17 protein-coding genes are annotated in these 18241 nt (G+C 40.3%); 15 read left to right on the top strand and 2 right to left on the bottom strand.

The features are described from left to right. Positions 1 to 90 precede the first annotated feature (90 nt). The 8 genes from ampG to P3L37_RS03300 all read left to right on the top strand — a co-directional run bounded on the left by ampG (position 91) and on the right by P3L37_RS03300 (position 9541). Entirely contained in the window at positions 91 to 1593 is a 1503-nt protein-coding gene (ampG, locus tag P3L37_RS03335; RefSeq protein WP_109911892.1) for a muropeptide MFS transporter AmpG, read from the top strand. Positions 1594 to 1865: 272 nt separating this feature from the next. Further along, positions 1866 to 2636, top strand: a complete 771-nt coding sequence (locus P3L37_RS03330) for an outer membrane protein OmpK (RefSeq protein ID WP_004914534.1) — start codon at positions 1866 to 1868, stop codon at positions 2634 to 2636. A 426-nt stretch (positions 2637 to 3062) separates the two neighbouring features. After that, positions 3063 to 4034 carry a cytochrome o ubiquinol oxidase subunit II gene (gene cyoA, locus P3L37_RS03325; RefSeq protein WP_042851662.1) on the top strand — a complete coding sequence of 324 codons (972 nt, stop codon included), beginning with the start codon at positions 3063 to 3065 and terminating at the stop codon, positions 4032 to 4034. A 4-nt stretch (positions 4035 to 4038) separates the two neighbouring features. Further along, positions 4039 to 6030 (top strand): cytochrome o ubiquinol oxidase subunit I, encoded by a 1992-nt coding sequence (gene cyoB, locus P3L37_RS03320; protein WP_004914540.1) that lies wholly within the window; start codon positions 4039 to 4041, stop codon positions 6028 to 6030. Further along, a complete protein-coding gene (locus P3L37_RS03315; RefSeq protein ID WP_109911890.1) occupies positions 6020 to 6634 on the top strand; it encodes a cytochrome o ubiquinol oxidase subunit III in 615 nt (204 codons plus the stop codon). The genes cyoB and P3L37_RS03315 overlap by 11 nt, the downstream gene beginning before the upstream one ends. Then, entirely contained in the window at positions 6635 to 6967 is a 333-nt protein-coding gene (locus P3L37_RS03310; RefSeq protein ID WP_004905459.1) for a cytochrome o ubiquinol oxidase subunit IV, read from the top strand. It abuts the gene before it with no gap. A gap of 12 nt (positions 6968 to 6979) precedes the next feature. After that, on the top strand, positions 6980 to 7867 hold the full coding sequence (cyoE, locus tag P3L37_RS03305) for a heme o synthase (protein ID WP_004914545.1): 888 nt from the start codon (positions 6980 to 6982) through the stop codon (positions 7865 to 7867). Between the two features lie 312 nt (positions 7868 to 8179). Continuing rightward, positions 8180 to 9541: an MFS transporter gene (locus tag P3L37_RS03300; RefSeq protein WP_123382492.1), complete on the top strand. Its 1362-nt coding sequence runs from the start codon at positions 8180 to 8182 to the stop codon at positions 9539 to 9541. A 46-nt stretch (positions 9542 to 9587) separates the two neighbouring features. Here the strand turns inward: P3L37_RS03300 and P3L37_RS03295 are convergent, their stop codons facing one another. After that, entirely contained in the window at positions 9588 to 10079 is a 492-nt protein-coding gene (locus P3L37_RS03295) for a YajQ family cyclic di-GMP-binding protein (protein ID WP_109911888.1), read from the bottom strand. Between the two features lie 187 nt (positions 10080 to 10266). Here P3L37_RS03295 and panE point away from each other — a divergent pair, with 187 nt between their 5' ends. The 4 genes from panE (at position 10267) to P3L37_RS03275 (ending at position 12658) form a co-directional block, all read left to right on the top strand. Next, complete coding sequence (panE, locus tag P3L37_RS03290) at positions 10267 to 11178, top strand: 2-dehydropantoate 2-reductase (RefSeq protein WP_109911887.1); 912 nt, start codon at positions 10267 to 10269, stop codon at positions 11176 to 11178. Continuing rightward, positions 11141 to 11734 (top strand): protein deglycase YajL, encoded by a 594-nt coding sequence (gene yajL, locus P3L37_RS03285; RefSeq protein WP_004914556.1) that lies wholly within the window; start codon positions 11141 to 11143, stop codon positions 11732 to 11734. Before panE ends, yajL begins: the two co-directional genes overlap by 38 nt. A gap of 267 nt (positions 11735 to 12001) precedes the next feature. After that, positions 12002 to 12145: a Hok/Gef family protein gene (locus P3L37_RS03280; RefSeq protein ID WP_004905468.1), complete on the top strand. Its 144-nt coding sequence runs from the start codon at positions 12002 to 12004 to the stop codon at positions 12143 to 12145. 369 nt (positions 12146 to 12514) lie between these two features. Continuing rightward, entirely contained in the window at positions 12515 to 12658 is a 144-nt protein-coding gene (locus P3L37_RS03275; RefSeq protein ID WP_004914564.1) for a Hok/Gef family protein, read from the top strand. Positions 12659 to 12727: 69 nt separating this feature from the next. Here P3L37_RS03275 and thiI read toward each other — a convergent pair whose 3' ends face one another. Then, positions 12728 to 14179, bottom strand: a complete 1452-nt coding sequence (thiI, locus tag P3L37_RS03270; protein ID WP_109911886.1) for a tRNA uracil 4-sulfurtransferase ThiI — start codon at positions 14177 to 14179, stop codon at positions 12728 to 12730. Positions 14180 to 14399: 220 nt separating this feature from the next. On the opposite strand from thiI, the gene xseB reads away from it, so the two are divergent. The 3 genes from xseB (at position 14400) to dxs (ending at position 17687) form a co-directional block, all read left to right on the top strand. Beyond that, positions 14400 to 14651: an exodeoxyribonuclease VII small subunit gene (gene xseB / locus P3L37_RS03265; RefSeq protein ID WP_004914571.1), complete on the top strand. Its 252-nt coding sequence runs from the start codon at positions 14400 to 14402 to the stop codon at positions 14649 to 14651. 3 nt (positions 14652 to 14654) lie between these two features. Then, a complete protein-coding gene (gene ispA / locus P3L37_RS03260) occupies positions 14655 to 15572 on the top strand; it encodes a (2E,6E)-farnesyl diphosphate synthase (protein ID WP_004914574.1) in 918 nt (305 codons plus the stop codon). Positions 15573 to 15821: 249 nt separating this feature from the next. Next, positions 15822 to 17687 (top strand): 1-deoxy-D-xylulose-5-phosphate synthase, encoded by a 1866-nt coding sequence (gene dxs / locus P3L37_RS03255; protein ID WP_004914577.1) that lies wholly within the window; start codon positions 15822 to 15824, stop codon positions 17685 to 17687. The last annotated feature ends 554 nt before the right edge of the window (positions 17688 to 18241 follow it).

Genomic DNA, 18241 nt, shown 5'->3' with positions numbered 1-18241 from the left:
CTCATTGATTGAGCTTGGGTAGCATAGCGCAGCCAATACCTCTGCAGCGCAATGTATTGCAGCAATATCACACTGGCTTAGAGGGAAATAATGCCTCGTTTTACTCTACCAAATAACATCACTTTAATCCTTTTAGGCTTTGTTTCTGGTCTACCTTTAGCTTTAACTGCAGGTACATTACAAGCTTGGCTAACTGTTGAAAATGTCGATATAAAAACCATTGGTTTCTTTTCATTAGTCGGACAGGCTTATGTGTTGAAATTTCTTTGGTCTCCAATGATGGACCGCTATACCCCACCCTTTCTTGGTCGTCGAAGAGGATGGCTATTAACCACTCAAATTCTGTTGATTATCAGCATTGCCGCTATGGGCTTTATGAATCCGTCAGAACATTTGTGGTACCTTGCTGCACTGGCGGTCACTGTTGCATTTTGTTCAGCCTCGCAAGACATTGTTTTTGATGCTTATAAAACCGACTTGCTGAGTGCAGAAGAACGTGGAATTGGCGCTGCAACCTCAGTTATGGGTTACCGGATCAGTATGTTAGTCTCAGGCGGCCTTGCACTTTGGTTAGCGGATAAGTTTTTAACGTGGAAACAACTTTATTTAGTCATGGCAGGGCTAATGATTATCGGTGTTATTGCTACATTACTTGCGAAAGAACCCGAAGAAAGTTGTGCTGCGCCAACGTCACTAAAAAAAGCGATTTACGAACCACTCGCTGAATTCTTTAGCCGGAACAATGCTTGGCTAATCTTACTACTGTTAGTTTTTTACAAACTCGGTGACGCCTTTGTGATGGCGCTCAACACCAATTTTCTATTAAATGCCCTTGGTTTTAGTTTAAGTGAAGTGGGTACCGTCAATAAAACTGTCGGTATGGCCGCAACCATTATTGGGGCGTTACTTGGTGGTTACTTAATGAAAAACATGAGCTTATTTAAAGCTCTGTTTATTTTTGGGCTTCTACAAGGTGGCTCTAATATAGGCTATTGGTTCTTAGCGATAACACCACCTCATATCCTAACCATGGGGTCGATTATATTTCTAGAAAATATCTTTTCTGGTATGGGAACCGCTGCTTTTGTCGCCCTATTAATGACACTATGTAATAAATCGTTATCCGCAACGCAATTTGCACTTCTTTCCGCTCTTTCGGCTGTAGGCCGTGTTTATATTGGCCCAGTTGCGAGTATTTTCGTCAGTAATTATGGCTGGCCACTATTCTACCTTATTTCAATCGCAGTTGCGGTTCCGGGTGTTTTGCTTTTATTAGCTTGCCGGACATCCCTAATATACACACAAGCAACAGGTTTATTTCAGCGGCGCCAGCTGTATGCAAAAGGCTATCGCATTGCCGTATATGCACTTATTACTGCCGTTAGCTTCCTTGCTATTTGGTTACTTTCATTACTTGTATTTTCATTTAATGGTATGAAAGTTTATCTATTTACTACACAAATTGAATTTTGGCTGAGTTTACCTCACTACCAAAATCTTATTTTTAATACTGGCATTAGTATTGGTGCTATCAGCCTAGTTATTGGTGGTAGTTTAGACTACCTCGCCGTTCGCAAGACAGTACAACAATAACCCTTTCTATACTTTTCTCATTAACCTAACGATTACCTAAATAAAGTTTATTTATTTAGGTAATTTGATCTTTACCTATAAATTAGATCCAAATAACAAAACAAAGCGATAATGTCAAAATATCGTGATTGCGATCACTTCATACGTGCAAAATATTTCTTAATTGCAACTTTCAAGTCTAATATATCACAAGTTATAAATTGGTTAGCTAAAATGTTAATAACTAACGCTTTACTAAACCCCATTAATCTATAAGTGAAAATAATCTATATATGAAAAAAATCATTTACATTGCCACCTTAATTTCTCTAGCAGGTACGGCATATTCTGACGATATTATTGGCTATAAAAATGGCTTTGCTGATGTCAATGTAAACTATTTAGATTGGTCACATCGTACTGAAAATAAAACAGAAAATACGACACGTAAAAAAGACTTTGCCTATATTGAACTTGAAGGAGGTGCCAATTTTAATTGGGGGGAGTTATATGGTTTTTTTGATCTCGAAAACCCATTCCACAGCCAACACACCGATTCAGGACGAAATAAACGTTATACCATTAAAACAACAGGCCGCTTTTATTTAGGTGACACTGGTTTCAACCTATATGGCCATGTTTATGGTACTTGGTCATTACCTGGTGCCAAATATGGTGGTAATTTCCATGATGTGAACACTTTATATGGTATTGGCTATAACACGGCATTCGGTGACTTATGGTTTAAACCTTTTATTGCCCTTAATTACACCGACCAGACATTCTATTCAGGTAATAATGGATATGTCGCGGGTTGGGTAGCCGGCTATAATTTCAGCGTATTTGACGAAAATTTCATGATAACGAACTGGCATGAAATGGAGTTTGCTAGGAACAAACGCTATAACGGAGGCAAGAGTAATGGCATAAATGGCGCTCTCGCTTTTTGGTGGAATGCCACAAACCATGTTTCTGCTGGGGTACAATACCGCTATGCTGATAATAAATTAGGCGATACTTTCTACCAAGATGCAATCATTTATACATTAAAGTATACCTTTTAGCGCTCGATAGAAAATTGTATCAGAGTTAATAGTTTTCTTTTTTTTATCAGTAAAATAAGAATTTTTTTTATGATTTAGCCGATAAAGCAACCAAAATAGCTTTATCGGCAATAAAAACTGTAACTTCCCTTAGCATATTACTAATCATTTATATCAGTTTCACTGTTTTTTCATTTCTTTTGTATATATTTTTCTTTGAAAAATTACTAAGATAATTTACTATTAATTGAGTTTTATCAATGCATACTTATAAATCGCATCAATTTTAACGTTTTCTTTATAAGCTCTTTACATGTGATCATATTAACATAAAGAGCTAACAATTCCGTTTCTTTGCCTTACAATCATTTACACTCGCATAACCTTACCGTAAAATGCCCGCACTGATGAAACGACAATTAGAATCTTTGTCATTTGGGGTCGTGGATGAGACTTATGAACTACAAAAAAAGCATTGGAGCAATCTCACTCGTTGTAGCTACCTTACTATTAGGTGGTTGCGATATGGTGTTGATGGATCCAAAAGGCGCCGTTGGCGTTAAACAAAAAGAGCTAATTCTTATTGCAATTGGCTTAATGCTACTTGTTGTTATTCCTGTTATTTTCATGACGATTATCTTCGCAAGAAAATACCGTGAATCCAACACGTCAGCTACTTACCGTCCTAACTGGGCTCACTCGAATAAAATTGAGTTAGTCTGCTGGACTGTTCCTATCATCATTATCATTATTCTGGGTGCTATCACTTGGAAGACGACACATGAGCTGGACCCGTATCAGCCATTAGTGAGTGATCAGGAACCTGTCACTATTGAAGTTATTTCCGCTGACTGGAAATGGATATTCATTTATCCAGAGCAAGGAATTGCAACAGTTAATGAAATCGCATTCCCTACAGGTGTGCCAGTTAACTTCAAAATCACGTCAGATTCGGTGATGAACTCCTTCTTCATTCCATCTTTAGGTGGCCAAATCTACGCGATGGCGGGTATGCAAACAAAGCTTCACTTAATCGCTAACGAACCAGGTACTTATAAAGGCTTCTCTGCAAGCTACAGTGGCCACGGTTTCTCTGATATGAAGTTTAATGCTATTGCAACTCCAGATCGTCAAGGTTTTGATGAGTGGGTACAAAAGGTAAAAGCTTCTCCTAAAACAATGGACACCATGCAGGCATTCGACGAAGTCGCTAAGCCAAGCATGAACGTTCCTGTTACCTACTTCTCTAGCGTGAAGCCTAAACTTTATGAAGATATCGTTCTGAAGTTTGGTCATGAGCACCATAAAGGTCACGCTCCTGTAGAAAATCAAAGTCATTCAATGACTGACCATAACGATGCTACAGGCAATTCAATGCAAATGAGCCACAGTGCTCATGCAGCAGGCGCTGAGGAATAAGGGCATGTTCGGAAAATTAACACTAGATGCAGTTCCGCTCCATGAGCCGATTATCGTTGTTACACTGATTGCTATTGTCCTTGGTGGGCTTGGCTTAGTCGGTGTGATCTCCTACTTCGGTAAGTGGAAATGGCTGTGGAAAGAATGGTTAACCTCTGTTGACCATAAGAAAATTGGTGTCATGTACATCATTGTGGCGATGGTCATGTTATTCCGTGGCTTCGCTGATGCAATCATGATGCGTGGGCAGCAAGTTCTAGCTTCTGCTGGCCAAGAGGGTTTCTTAAATCCTCATCACTATGACCAAATCTTTACCGCGCACGGCGTTATCATGATTTTCTTCATGGCAACTCCATTCGTTGTTGGTCTGATGAACTTAGTTGTGCCTCTGCAAATTGGTGCACGAGATGTGGCGTTCCCATTCCTTAACTCATTGAGCTTCTGGTTCTTTGTTGTTGGTGTTGTATTAATCAACATCTCTCTAGGGGTAGGTGAATTCGCACAGACTGGTTGGTTGGCTTATCCGCCGTTATCAGGCTTGGAGTACAACCCTGGGGTCGGGGTCGATTACTGGCTCTGGAGTCTCCAGATATCCGGGATTGGTACACTATTAACAGGGGTTAACTTCATCGCGACTATTATCCGTATGCGTACGCCGGGTATGTCGATGATGAAAATGCCTGTATTCAGCTGGGCTGCGTTATGTACTAACGTATTGATTGTTGCTGCTTTCCCTATCTTAACTGTTACATTAACGCTTCTGACGTTAGACCGTTATTTAGGCACCCATTTCTTCACTAATGATATGGGCGGCAACATGATGATGTACATCAACCTGATTTGGGCATGGGGTCACCCTGAGGTGTATATCCTTGTTCTGCCTGTGTTCGGTGTATTCTCTGAAGTTGCAGCAACCTTCTCGAAAAAACGTTTATTCGGTTATACCTCATTAGTTTGGGCGACAATCGTGATTACCGTTATGTCCTTCATCGTTTGGTTGCACCACTTCTTTACGATGGGTTCAGGAGCGAACGTTAACGCCTTCTTTGGTATCGCCACAATGATTATCGCAATCCCTACAGGGGTTAAGATTTTCAACTGGTTGTTTACCATGTACCAAGGTCGTATCGAATTTAAATCACCTATGCTGTGGACTATCGGTTTCATCATCACCTTCTCTGTCGGTGGTATGACGGGTGTTCTGCTTGCTGTTCCAGGTGCAAACTTCGTTCTGCATAACAGTTTATTCCTGATTGCTCACTTCCATAACGTTATTATTGGTGGTGTTGTATTCGGATGCTTCGCGGGTATGACTTACTGGTTCCCGAAAGCATATGGCTTCACGCTAAATGAGAAATGGGGTGTTCGTGCCTTCTGGTTCTGGATCATCGGTTTCTTCATGGCCTTTATGCCACTGTATATTCTTGGCTTTATGGGTATGACCCGTCGTTTAAGTCAGAATATTGACCCGACTTACCACACAATGCTAGTTGTTGCTGCGGGTGGTGCTGCGTTAATCGCAATCGGTATTGCATGCCAAGTTATCCAAATCATCGTGAGTATCCGTGACCGTCATGAAAACCGTGATTTAACCGGTGACCCATGGGGTGGACGTACACTTGAGTGGGCGACATCTTCTCCACCACCATTCTATAACTTTGCGATTGAACCTCACGTTCAAACTCGTGATGCGTGGTGGGATCTAAAAGAAAAAGGCCTTGCTCACAAGAAACCGGCTTCATATGAAGAAATTCATATGCCGAAAAATACAGGCGCTGGCGTTATTATCGCTGCATTTAGCTTGGTTTTAGGTTTCGCAATGATCTGGCACATCTGGTGGCTCGCAATCATTGGTTTCGGTGGAATGATCGTAACTTGGATTGCAAAAAGCTTCGACGAAGATGTTGATTACTACGTACCTGTGGCTGAAATCGAAGAAATCGAGAATAAGCACTTTGAAGAATTGCGTAAGGCAGGTGTGAACGATGTCAACTAATACAATGACTAACCAAAATATCGCCCATGCTGAGCATGGGCACCACGATACAGGTGGAACAAAAGTATTCGGTTTCTGGCTCTATATTATGAGCGACTTGATTCTGTTTGCTTGTTTGTTTGCTACCTATGTTGTTTTGGCCGATGGAACTGCCGGCGGACCAGCTGGTAAAGATATCTTCAGTCTGAAGTTCGTATTAGGCGAAACCTTCTTACTGTTAGTGAGTAGTATTACTTACGGCTTCGCAATGATCGCGATGCATAAAGGTAAGATTGCTGCCGTTAACTTATGGCTGTTTGCAACGTTCCTGTTAGGCCTTGGCTTCGTGATCATGGAAGTCTATGAGTTCCATGAACTGATCGCAGAAGGCTTTGGCCCTGACCGTAGCGGTTTCTTATCTGGCTTCTTTGCACTTGTTGCAACACACGGTCTACACGTAACAGCAGGTCTGATTTGGATTATCATTATGATGATTCAAGTGACTCGCCGTGGCTTAACTGATGTCAATAAAACACGTTTAAACTGCCTAAGTTTGTTCTGGCACTTCTTAGACGTTGTTTGGATTTGTGTATTTACCGTTGTTTATCTTCTGGGGGCTATTTAAATGAGTCATGCAAAAGATGCTCACACTGGAGCAAGCCACGGTAGCGTTAAAACATACCTAATTGGCTTTATTCTATCAGTTATCCTGACAGTGATTCCTTTCTGGATGGTGATGGAAGGTACAGCGTCAACCTCAGCAATCCTTTGGACTGTAGTAGGTATGGCTGTTGTGCAAATTCTAGTTCATTTGGTTTGTTTCTTACATATGAATACATCATCAGATGAGCGCTGGAATTTAGTTGCCTTCCTGTTCACGATGCTAATTGTTGGTATCGTGGTCATCGGCTCGCTGTGGATTATGTACAACCTGAACATCAATATGATGCTCGACTAAAGAGTTGCCGATATGTTTAAGCAATACCTGCAAGTGACCAAACCAGGAATTATATTCGGAAACTTGATTTCTGTGATCGGTGGTTTTTTATTGGCTTCAAAAGGGTCAATTGATTACCCACTGTTCGTTGCGACTTTGCTGGGTGTATCACTGGTCGTGGCTTCTGGTTGTGTTTTTAACAACTACATCGACCGTGATATCGACCGTATCATGGAAAGAACGAAGAATCGCCCTTTAGTTAAAGGGTTGATTGATCCGAAAGTTAGCCTGATTTACGCTGCTGCATTGGGTATTGCTGGTATGGTGCTGCTACTTGTAGCAGCCAATGCGCTGGCAATGCTGCTTGCAGTTATCGGTTTCATTGTTTATGTAGGTGTTTATAGCCTATATATGAAACGTAAATCCGTTTATGGCACGCTGATTGGCAGCCTTTCAGGCGCAGCACCACCGGTTATCGGTTACTGCGCTGTTACAAATGAATTCGATATGGGTGCTCTTATCCTGTTATTGATATTCAGTTTGTGGCAGATGCCTCATTCTTATGCCATTGCTATCTTCCGTTTTAAGGATTACAAAGCCGCAAACATTCCTGTGTTACCGGTTATTAAAGGAATTTCCGTCGCGAAGACGCACATTTTCCTGTATATCCTAGCGTTTATGGTCGCAACATTAATGTTAGCTATCAGCGGATACGCGGGCTATAAGTACCTCATCGTAGGTGCAGCAGTCAGCTTATGGTGGCTAGGTATGGCAATTTCGGGTTTCAAAACCGAAAATGACGACCGAGTCTGGGCAAGAAAACTATTCATCTTCTCAATCGTAGCAATTACTTCATTGAGTGTAATGATGTCAGTTGATCCTATAGTCTCAAGCGATACTGTTATAGCTCTCGTCAGATAACTTATCTGTTTACTGATGATAACAATGTCTAAACGGCGGGCCTTCCCCGCCGTTTTTATTTGTCTCTAACTGCTTTTACAACTCACTTTTACTTATTCTGCCTATCCTTATGAATCTATTTTATGGTTAAATAGCCGCTTGCCATTGATAAGCTAGATATTAAATGCACTATTAAAATTCTAATAGATTGATACTAAAAATATAACACCACAACGTACTGCATATTTGTTCAAGTTGTTGTATTTACTAATATGTGACCTAAGTAGCAGAGAGAAGCCAACACCGCTACAGCACGAAATATGAAGAATAAAAATGAATGATAACAAAATGACATCCGCAGAGCTTAGATCCACTTGGGGATTAGGCTCTGTTTTCTCCTTGCGAATGCTTGGAATGTTTATGGTATTACCTATTTTGACCAGCTATGGGATGCATTTACAGGGAGCTAACGAGTTCTTAGTAGGTGTCGCTATTGGTATCTACGGTCTTAGCCAAGCTATTTTCCAAATCCCTTTTGGTTTGATGTCAGACAAAATCGGAAGAAAGCCTTTAATTATTATTGGGTTAGTCATTTTTATTATCGGAAGTATCGTTGCAGCATTAAGCGATTCTATTTGGGGAATTATTATTGGGCGTGCTTTACAAGGCGCCGGAGCAATTTCTGCTGCTGTTATGGCGCTACTCTCTGACCTAACTCGAGAGCAAAATCGGACTAAAGCCATGGCATTTTTGGGTATTAGTTTCGGTTTAACTTTTGCCATTGCCCTAGTTCTTGGCCCAATACTCACCAACGTGGTGGGGTTAAGTGGCCTATTTTGGGGAATTGCACTACTTGCAGCTGGTGCTATTGCAGTGACGGTTTTTATTGTCCCTAGTACCAATACTCATGTTCTAAACCGTGAATCTGCATTTGTGCAAGGTAATTTAAAAACGGTTTTAATGCACCCTCAGCTACTCAAATTAAATATAGGTATCCTCAGCTTACATACCCTACTGATGTCCAGTTTTGTGGCTCTACCTCTTATTATGACTGATTCTGGTTTTTTAGCGAAAGACCACTGGAAAGCCTATTTAGTCACGATGTTAATCGCCTTTGTTACCGTACTTCCTTTCATAATTTATGCGGAAAAATACCGCAAAATGAAGCAGGTCTTCTTATTTTGTATTGTCGTTTTAGCATTAGCTGAAATTACCTTATGGTTTTCTGGTAATCACTTATGGGTGATTTTCTTAGGTATTCAACTATTTTTTATTGCTTTCAATATCATGGAAGCCATTTTACCGTCACTCATAAGCAAAGAGGCACCTGCGGGCTATAAAGGAACTGCCATGGGCGTATACTCCACCAGCCAGTTTTTAGGTGTTGCCATTGGCGGTATTGTCGGTGGGTGGTTGTACAGCTTTGAAGGTGCTAATACGGTTTTTATTGGCGGACTAATATTAACCATTATCTGGTTTATCATTAGCTTAACTATGCAGCAACCTCCGTATGTCAGCAGTATTCGTATTGAATTACCCAATCATATTGGAGATACAAGGGCTCTTGAGAAGAAATTACAAGCCCAGAAAGGGGTGATGGAAGCACTCGTCGTTGACGAAGAATATAGTGCTTATGTTAAAGTTGATAGAAAAATCATCAATCGAGAACAACTTGAAGCATTAATAAATCAGTAAAAATTAGCCCGCTAGCGCGGGCTTTAAACGAATACTTGAAAAATAACTAGTCGCGGAAGTTATTAAACTGAAAAGGTTGGCCTAAGTTCCCGCCACGTACTAATGCCATAACCGATTGTAAATCATCACGGGCTTTGCCTGTCACACGCACTTGGTCACCTTGAACTTGTGCTTGGACTTTCAATTTACTGTCTTTAATCAATTTAACGATTTTTTTGGCAATTGCAGCATCAATACCTTGTTTGAACGTAACTTCAACGCTATAGGTTTTTCCGCTATGAATGATATCTTCAGGCACATTCAATACCGCACCATCAATACCACGTTTTGCCATTTTTTCTCTTAAAATATCAACTAACTGAAGTACCTGGAAATCAGATTCACTAGTGATTTTAACTGATTCATTTTTGTCATTGAGCTCAAAACTGGCTTCAACATTTTTAAAATCCCAACGGCTGGTTAACTCACGCTGCGCATTCTCCACCGCATTACGTACTTCATTCATTTCCACTTCAGATACAATGTCAAATGATGGCATAGCTAGAACCTCACTGATAATTTTTAGATTGTGCGCATGATAACGTTTTTACTCACATTACTTCAAGTTATCGGAGCCTATGATATTTCGTTAACTACAACTTCGTATGGTAAAAGGTTATACTGGTGATAAATCACTTCCGCCTTACCTTATAAGACGTTAAAGTCCCACATTCAAAGGGGAAACAATGAAAATAACTCTAATTGGTTGTGGTGCGATAGGTAAACTGTGGCTTGCTTCACTTGCAATACAAGGGCATGACATACAAGGTTGGCTACGTGTTGCACAGTCTGATTTATTCGTCGATGTTAATGAACCTGATGGACGTACTTTCCGAGAACTGATTCCTTCTAATAATATTAACCACTTACAAACCAGTGAATTAATCATTGTCTGTTTAAAAGCATGGCAAGTTTCTGATGCTTTATTACCTTTGATTAATACTATCCCAGAAAATACGCCTATTTTATTACTGCATAATGGCATGGGAACGGTTGAAGAGCTGACGCCTTTACGCCATCCTATCTTAGCGGGCGTCACAACCCATGCGGCTTGGCAAGAAAATAACCAAGTATTTCATGTCGCAAATGGGATCACACATATTGGCGCTATCAATTCCCAAGCACAAGCATACTACCCAATAGCAGATATCTTGCATGAAGCCTTACCTGATGTGGCTTGGCATAATAATATTTTAACCACTTGCTGGCGTAAATTGATTGTAAACTGTGTCATTAACCCACTAACAGTAGAACATGACTGTAAAAATGGTGAATTAATCCAACATTCTGCACAAATATCTCGGATCATTGATGAAATATGTCATGTTATGGCGGCAGAAGGGCTGCATACGGATAAAGCAGAGCTAACAGAGTATATTTACGGCATTATTAATAATACCGCTGATAACTATTCTTCTATGTTACAAGATATACGAAACAATCGCCGTACAGAGATTGATTACATCACTGGCTTTTTAATCAAACAAGCACGAGCTCATGGGATCAGTACACCTGAAAACGATCGCCTTTACCATTTAGTCAAAAATAGAGAACAACAATATGACGACATCCGTTCTAATCTGCATCGCTCATGGTAGTGAAGAAATTGAATTTACCATTACTGCTGATTTATTAGTTAGAGCAGGTATTGATGTGACTTTAGCGAGCGTGACGGAAGATGGTTCTTTAACCATTACCGCTTCACGAGGGCTAAAAATTAGTGCCGATACCCCATTGATTAAAGTTGCTGATGAACCTTTTGATGCCATTGTACTGCCTGGTGGTATGACTGGAGCGGAAACATTTCGTGATAGCCCACTGGTTGTGGAAAAAGTTCGCCGAATGCATCTTGATGGTAAAATTGTGGCGGCTATTTGTGCGGCGCCAGCGCTTGTACTTGAATATCACCAATTGTTTCCGCTAGGTAATATGACTGGTTTTCCATCAATGAAAGATAAAATTCCAGCCCATAAATGGGTCGATCGCCGAGTCTACTTTGATGAACGCGTTAATTTATTAACAAGTCAAGGGCCCGCAACGTCCTTTGATTTTGCCTTAAAATTGATTGAGTTATTGGTCGGGCGCGAAATTGCAGGCCAAGTTGCAGCCCAATTAGTTTTACCTAATGGTATTAATGATTATTTAGAGGATTAACGGAAAAATCCGCTATTAACAACGAATGATTAAAATCATTTAATCGTTTGAATAATAAAGGATTAAAATAAAAACCCTCAACAAAAAACCTTTGTTTATCACCATTTTTTGCTATGATTGTCGCGGGTGCTTGGATCATTTTAGTTCAAGCATTTGTGAGAGCCAAAAAGACGAAAGCCCCGAATTTAGATGTTAATCTTAATCCGAGGCAGTTTCCAAATCTCAACAATTTGATTCTGTCTCCTTTTAGAAAAGGAGTCAAGAGGAATGGCCAAAATTGCCCTTCTGGGGCTAGTTACCGTGTGCCTTACGGTGTTGTGTTTTTCGTTATTGATGCAAGAAAGGCTGTGCTCTTTCAGTATCAGTAGCGGAAACACACTGGTTCAAGCTACGTTATCTTGCGATAACTAGTCTTGTGGGGGAAACTTTCCCCCACATTTCTCTTTAGTGATGATTTGGTGGTACAAGCACCCTGTTATTCTTCTACACGCTTTTTCATTGCTATCTCAGCTAAATCAACAATCATATTAATACCAATGATTATCAAAATATCTTAATTACATGAATTTAAACAATTTATTATCGAGATTTAGCTGTAATTAGATTTGTTTATCGCCATTTTTTGCTATGATTGTCGCGGGTGCTTGGATCAGTTTGGTTCAAGCATTTGCCAGAGCCAAAAAGACGAAAGCCCCGAATTTAGATGTTAATCTTAATCCGAGGCAGTCTCCAACTCACACAACTGGATTCTGTCTCCTTTTAGAAAAGGAGTCAAGAGGAATGGCCAAAATTGCCCTTCTAGGGCTAGTTACCGTGTGTCTTACGGTGTTGTGTTTTTCGTTATTGATGCAAGAAAGGCTGTGCTCTTTCAGTATCAGTAGCGGAAGCACGCTGGTTCAAGCTACGTTATCTTGCGATAACTAGTCTTGTGGGGGAAATTCCCCCACATTTCTCTCTGATTGTGAATTGGTGATACAAGCACCCTGTTTTAAGCTATGGGCGATAAACCTTTATATTTTCATAACCTTGCTCTTTTAAGTATAGCGCTTGCAAGCGGCTCATTACCCCACGGTCACAATATAATAAATAGGTTTTATCTTTTGGTAAGTCACCAAATTGCGTGCTCAACTTATAGAATGGAATATGCTTAACCTCCATTCCATCGACATTCAGTGGCTTGTCTTCAAATTCATCAATTGAACGAATATCTAAAATCACTTGATTTTCAATTGAAAGCTCACTCACCATTTCAATTTCAGGAACTTTTTCAAGGCTTTCTTGTGCAATTTGTCGAATATCAATATTTTGCGCTTGCTCAACCACCGACTCTAAGATACCAAAATCAAAATTGGCCTCTTCTGCTTCAATACGCGCTTTCACCGCTTTAACGGTTGGGCTTTTTGAAATCACACCGCAATATTCGGGCATGGTTTTTGCGAAATCTTCAGTGCCAATTTGGCGAGCTAGTTTGATAATGTGTTCTTTATCATGGGAAATTAATGGCCTTAATATTAAGGTATCAGACGCATTATCAATCAAACGTAAGTTTGTTAGGGTTTGGCTGGAAACTTGCCCAAGTGCTTCACCCGTGACAATCGCCTGCACGCCATAACGCTCTGCAACTTTAGATGCAGCTCTTACCATCATACGTTTGAGCACAACCCCCATTTGGCCATCATCAACTTTTTCTAAAATTTCAGCGACAACAGGCTCAAAATTTACAGCAATAAAACGGACTTTATGGGAGCTACCAAAACGGTTCCACAGATAATGTGCGATTTGCTTCACACCAATTTCATGAGCTGCGCCGCCTAAATTAAAGAAACAGTAGTGAACACGACAACCACGGCGCATCAACATATAGCTAGACACACCTGAATCAAAACCACCAGAAATGAGTGATAACACATCTTCTTGAGTCCCAATAGGGAAACCACCGATACCTTCAATACGTGCTTTAACTAAAATAAGTTTATCATCTTCGATTTCTAAGTGAATCGTGGTATCAGGGTCTTTAAGCTTAACTTTTGCAGAGGCAATGTGTTGATTTAACCCACCACCGATATACCGTTCAGCGTCGATAGATGAAAATTCATGTTTACCACGACGTTTTACCCGCACACAGAATGTTTTATTTTCTAATGATTCACCATAGGCTTCGTGTGTCATTTCGTAAATATGATGTAGACTGGTAAATGGTTTTTCTTCCACTTCGAGAATATGGTGAATACCTGGAATGCGCCCTAGCATGTCACAAATTTCGTCGTGTTTTGTTTCTCCCTTCACACGCACTTCAATGTTATCCCAATTACGGACAACCGAAATCTCTTCGCCAAGCGGTTTAAGCACGTTACGGATATTACTGGTCAAAATTTTAATAAAACGTAGCCTAACAGTTTGGCTTTTAATGGTAATTTCTGGGAATAACTTAATGATAAACTTCATAATAGCTGCATGTTCATGGTGGTTGGGGGCAAACGAATGTGCCTTAACAGAGACACATGACACGTTACCAATTGTCAATAAAGAGGCGTATTATAACACTATCTTGCGGGTTGAATCTAAAAACCCCAATAATAAATTGTAACCGTAGCAAGACTGCGTTAGTCTGCTGAATATTTAAAATCCCTCGAATTAACTGATTTCACATTAGTGGCTAAAGACTATGGCTAAAGAAAAAACTCAGCAAGTTCCGACTGTTAGTTTTGAAAACTCGCTTCAAGAGCTAGAGCAGATCGTCGCTCGCCTAGAATCTGGTGAACTTCCCTTAGAAGATGCCCTTAATGAGTTTGAACGTGGTGTTCAAATTGCTAAACAAGGTCAAAAAGTATTACAGCAAGCAGAGCAACGTGTACAAATTTTGCTAAGCGATGACGAAAATAAACCTCTAGCCGATTTTTCACCTGATACAGAATAAATTATGTCTGAACAACATTTAGATAGCTTTACGCAGCAACAAAAGCAAGCCTACGACAGAGTCAATCAATATCTATTAGATGCCTTAAATGCGCTGCCGTTTGCAGACCTCCCACTTGCTCAAGCGATGCGCTATGGCACATTATTGGGTGGAAAGCGCTTACGCCCATTTTTAACTTATGCCGTCGGTTCTATGTTTGGTGTTAGCCAAGAAAACCTTGACGCTCCAGCTGCTGCAGTCGAATGTATTCATGCTTATTCATTAATCCATGATGATTTACCTGCAATGGATGATGATGATTTGCGCCGTGGCCAACCGACTTGCCACATTAAGTATGGTGAAGGCAATGCAGTGCTTGCTGGAGATGCATTACAAACATTGGCATTCCAATTACTGTCATCTGCACCAATGCCGGATGTGACAGACAAAGACCGCATAGCGATGATTGCAGAGTTATCATACGCAAGTGGCTTAGCGGGAATGTGCGGCGGGCAAGCTCTTGATTTAGATGCAGAAGGAAAGCAAGTTGACCTTGAATCTCTTGAGCGCATTCATCAACATAAAACAGGGGCATTAATTCGTGCAGCAATCCGTCTTGGTGCTTTTGCTGCTGGTGAAAAAGGTCAAAAATTACTGCCTGTTTTAGACAAATATGCACAATCCATCGGTCTTGCCTTTCAAGTACAGGACGATATCCTTGATGTTATCGGTGATAGCGAAGTCACAGGTAAACGCCAAGGAACGGATGCCGAACATGAAAAAAGTACCTATCCATCGCTATTAGGGCTTGAAGTTGCTCAGAAAAAAGCACGTGAGCTATATCATGATGCGGTAGACGCTTTAGAGACTCTCCAGTCCCATGGATATAATATAGAAATGTTAAGCGCTTTAGCTAATTTCATTATTGAACGTAAAAGCTGACAATATGCTTTGCCTTTTGGCTACAAGAAGATCGATAATTACGGCAATTTATTACCCTAATGCATCTTCGAATCATTCCTATAACCAAAAAAATAGATGGATTACTTCTTAATCACTCGAGTTATAGGCAGACGATAAACGAAGGCAACCCAACAGCAGATAGAAGCTTTATGCTGCTAAATACTGAGAATAGTCATTTTACTGTGGCTAAGTAAGTTGGGTTTTTTATTAATTATAAGTGAGCAACTAATGAGTATTGATATCGCTAAATATCCCACGCTAGCCTTGGCAGAGACACCAGATGAGCTTCGTCTGTTGCCTAAAGAAAGTTTGCCTAAGCTTTGTGATGAACTCAGACAATTCTTGCTGAGTAGCGTGGGTCGCTCTAGCGGTCACTTTGCTTCTGGCCTCGGTGCTGTTGAACTCACCGTCGCATTACATTATGTCTATAAAACTCCATTTGATAATCTTGTTTGGGATGTCGGCCACCAAGCCTACCCACATAAGATATTAACGGGTCGCCGTGACCGTATTGATACCATCCGTCAAAAAAATGGTCTACATCCCTTTCCATGGCGCGAAGAAAGTGAATATGACATTTTAAGCGTTGGCCATTCCTCAACATCCATTAGTGCCGGTTTAGGTATGGCCATTGCTGCAGAAAAAGAGCAACAAAACCGTAAAACAGTTTGTGTGATTGGTGATGGCGCCATCACCGCTGGAATGGCATTTGAAGCAATGAATCATGCAGGGGATGCCGCACCTGACATGTTGGTTATCTTAAACGATAACGAAATGTCTATTTCAGAAAATGTTGGCGCACTAAACAATCACTTAGCTCACTTACTTTCTGGAAAGCTCTATACAACATTACGTGAAGGTGGGAAAAAAGTTTTTTCTAACATGCCACCTATCAAAGAATTATTGAAAAAGACAGAAGAACACATTAAAGGCATGGTCGTACCGGGGACCATGTTTGAAGAATTAGGTTTTAACTATATTGGCCCCGTTGACGGTCATGATGTTGTTGCCTTAGTTCAAACGTTAAAAAATATGCGTGACTTAAAAGGACCGCAGTTTTTACATATCATGACCAAGAAAGGTCGCGGTTATGAGCCGGCAGAAAAAGACCCAATTAGCTGGCATGCAGTTCCTAAATTTGACCCAAGTACATTCACTTTGCCCAAAAGCAAAGAGACCGGGCCGACATTCTCTAAAATTTTTGGTGATTGGCTGTGTGAAGAGGCTAAAGATGATGGCAAGTTGATGGCTATCACGCCAGCGATGCGTGAAGGCTCTGGTATGGTTCGGTTTTCTAAAGAATTCCCTGATCAATACTTCGATGTCGCGATTGCCGAGCAACATGCAGTCACCTTTGCCGCTGGCCTTGCTATTGGTGGCTATAAGCCTATCGTTGCTATCTATTCGACTTTCTTGCAACGTGGTTACGACCAAGTCATTCATGATGTGGCTATCCAAAAGGTGCCTGTCATGTTTGCGATCGACCGAGCCGGTATTGTGGGGGCTGATGGGCAAACTCACCAAGGTTCTTTTGATATTTCATTCCTGCGCTGTATACCAACCATGGTTATTATGGCTCCAAGTGATGAAAATGAGTGCCGCCAAATGCTACATACTGGCTACCATTATCAAGATGGTCCATGCGCGGTGCGTTACCCTCGAGGCACAGGAACAGGCGCTGAGTTACAGCCGCTATCACCGCTGCCTATTGGTAAGGGTATTGTTCGCCGCAAAGGTGAAAAAGTCGCTATCTTATGCTTTGGTACCTTATTAAGCCACGCATTGGTCGCTGCTGAGCAACTTAATGCAACTGTTGTTGATATGCGCTTTGTGAAGCCTTTAGACGAAGCGCTTATCCTTGAAATGGCCAATACTCATGATGTACTTGTCACTCTCGAAGAGAATGCCATCATGGGTGGAGCAGGTAGCGGTGTGAATGAATTCTTAATGCATGAGAAAAAAATCATTCCAACCTTAAACCTTGGCTTACCTGACTATTTTATTTCTCAAGGTACCCAAGAAGAACTTATTGCTGAACTGGGCTTAGATTCCACAGGTATTGTTAATTCTATTAATAACTACTTAGCCAAATAATTTTTATCTCTAGGAGGGCATTGCATCAACACGCAATGCCCTATTCAATCACAAAGCCAATCACTCTTATTCTCTTTCTTAATATATTAGAAAATTATTTAACTCTTTGTAATTGCTTACTCGCTAATATTCAATTAAAAAAATCACCCATGTCACATTTTTATTATATTTCAAGATCATTATAATCAAATATAAAACCAAATATAATCAGTTTATCTACAACGATATTCAGTTATTTACCTAGAATCTGAATATAAACAAAACTTTTGTCTTGAATGTAAATTTTCACAATAAAGGCATGCAAATCATTTTGAAATCCATTAATATGAAGCTTGTCACTGTATGACGGCGTAATTTAGGCTGTGAATTATATTCGACACCTATCATTATGAAATATAAGTTTTTATATTAAAATAATGATAATTAACATTAAAAACGAATATATTATTTTAACAATTTTAACCAGAAGTTAATAATTAATTATTTTGTTTTCTTAATTAACAAACCAGGAAACAAATAAACGCTATTCCAACTACAATTTGCATATAGTTTCT

Source organism: Providencia sp. PROV114, assembly GCF_032704305.1.
In the GTDB taxonomy this organism is placed as follows: Bacteria; Pseudomonadota; Gammaproteobacteria; order Enterobacterales; family Enterobacteriaceae; genus Providencia; species Providencia rettgeri.
This window is presented reverse-complemented; position numbering and strand designations above follow the sequence as displayed.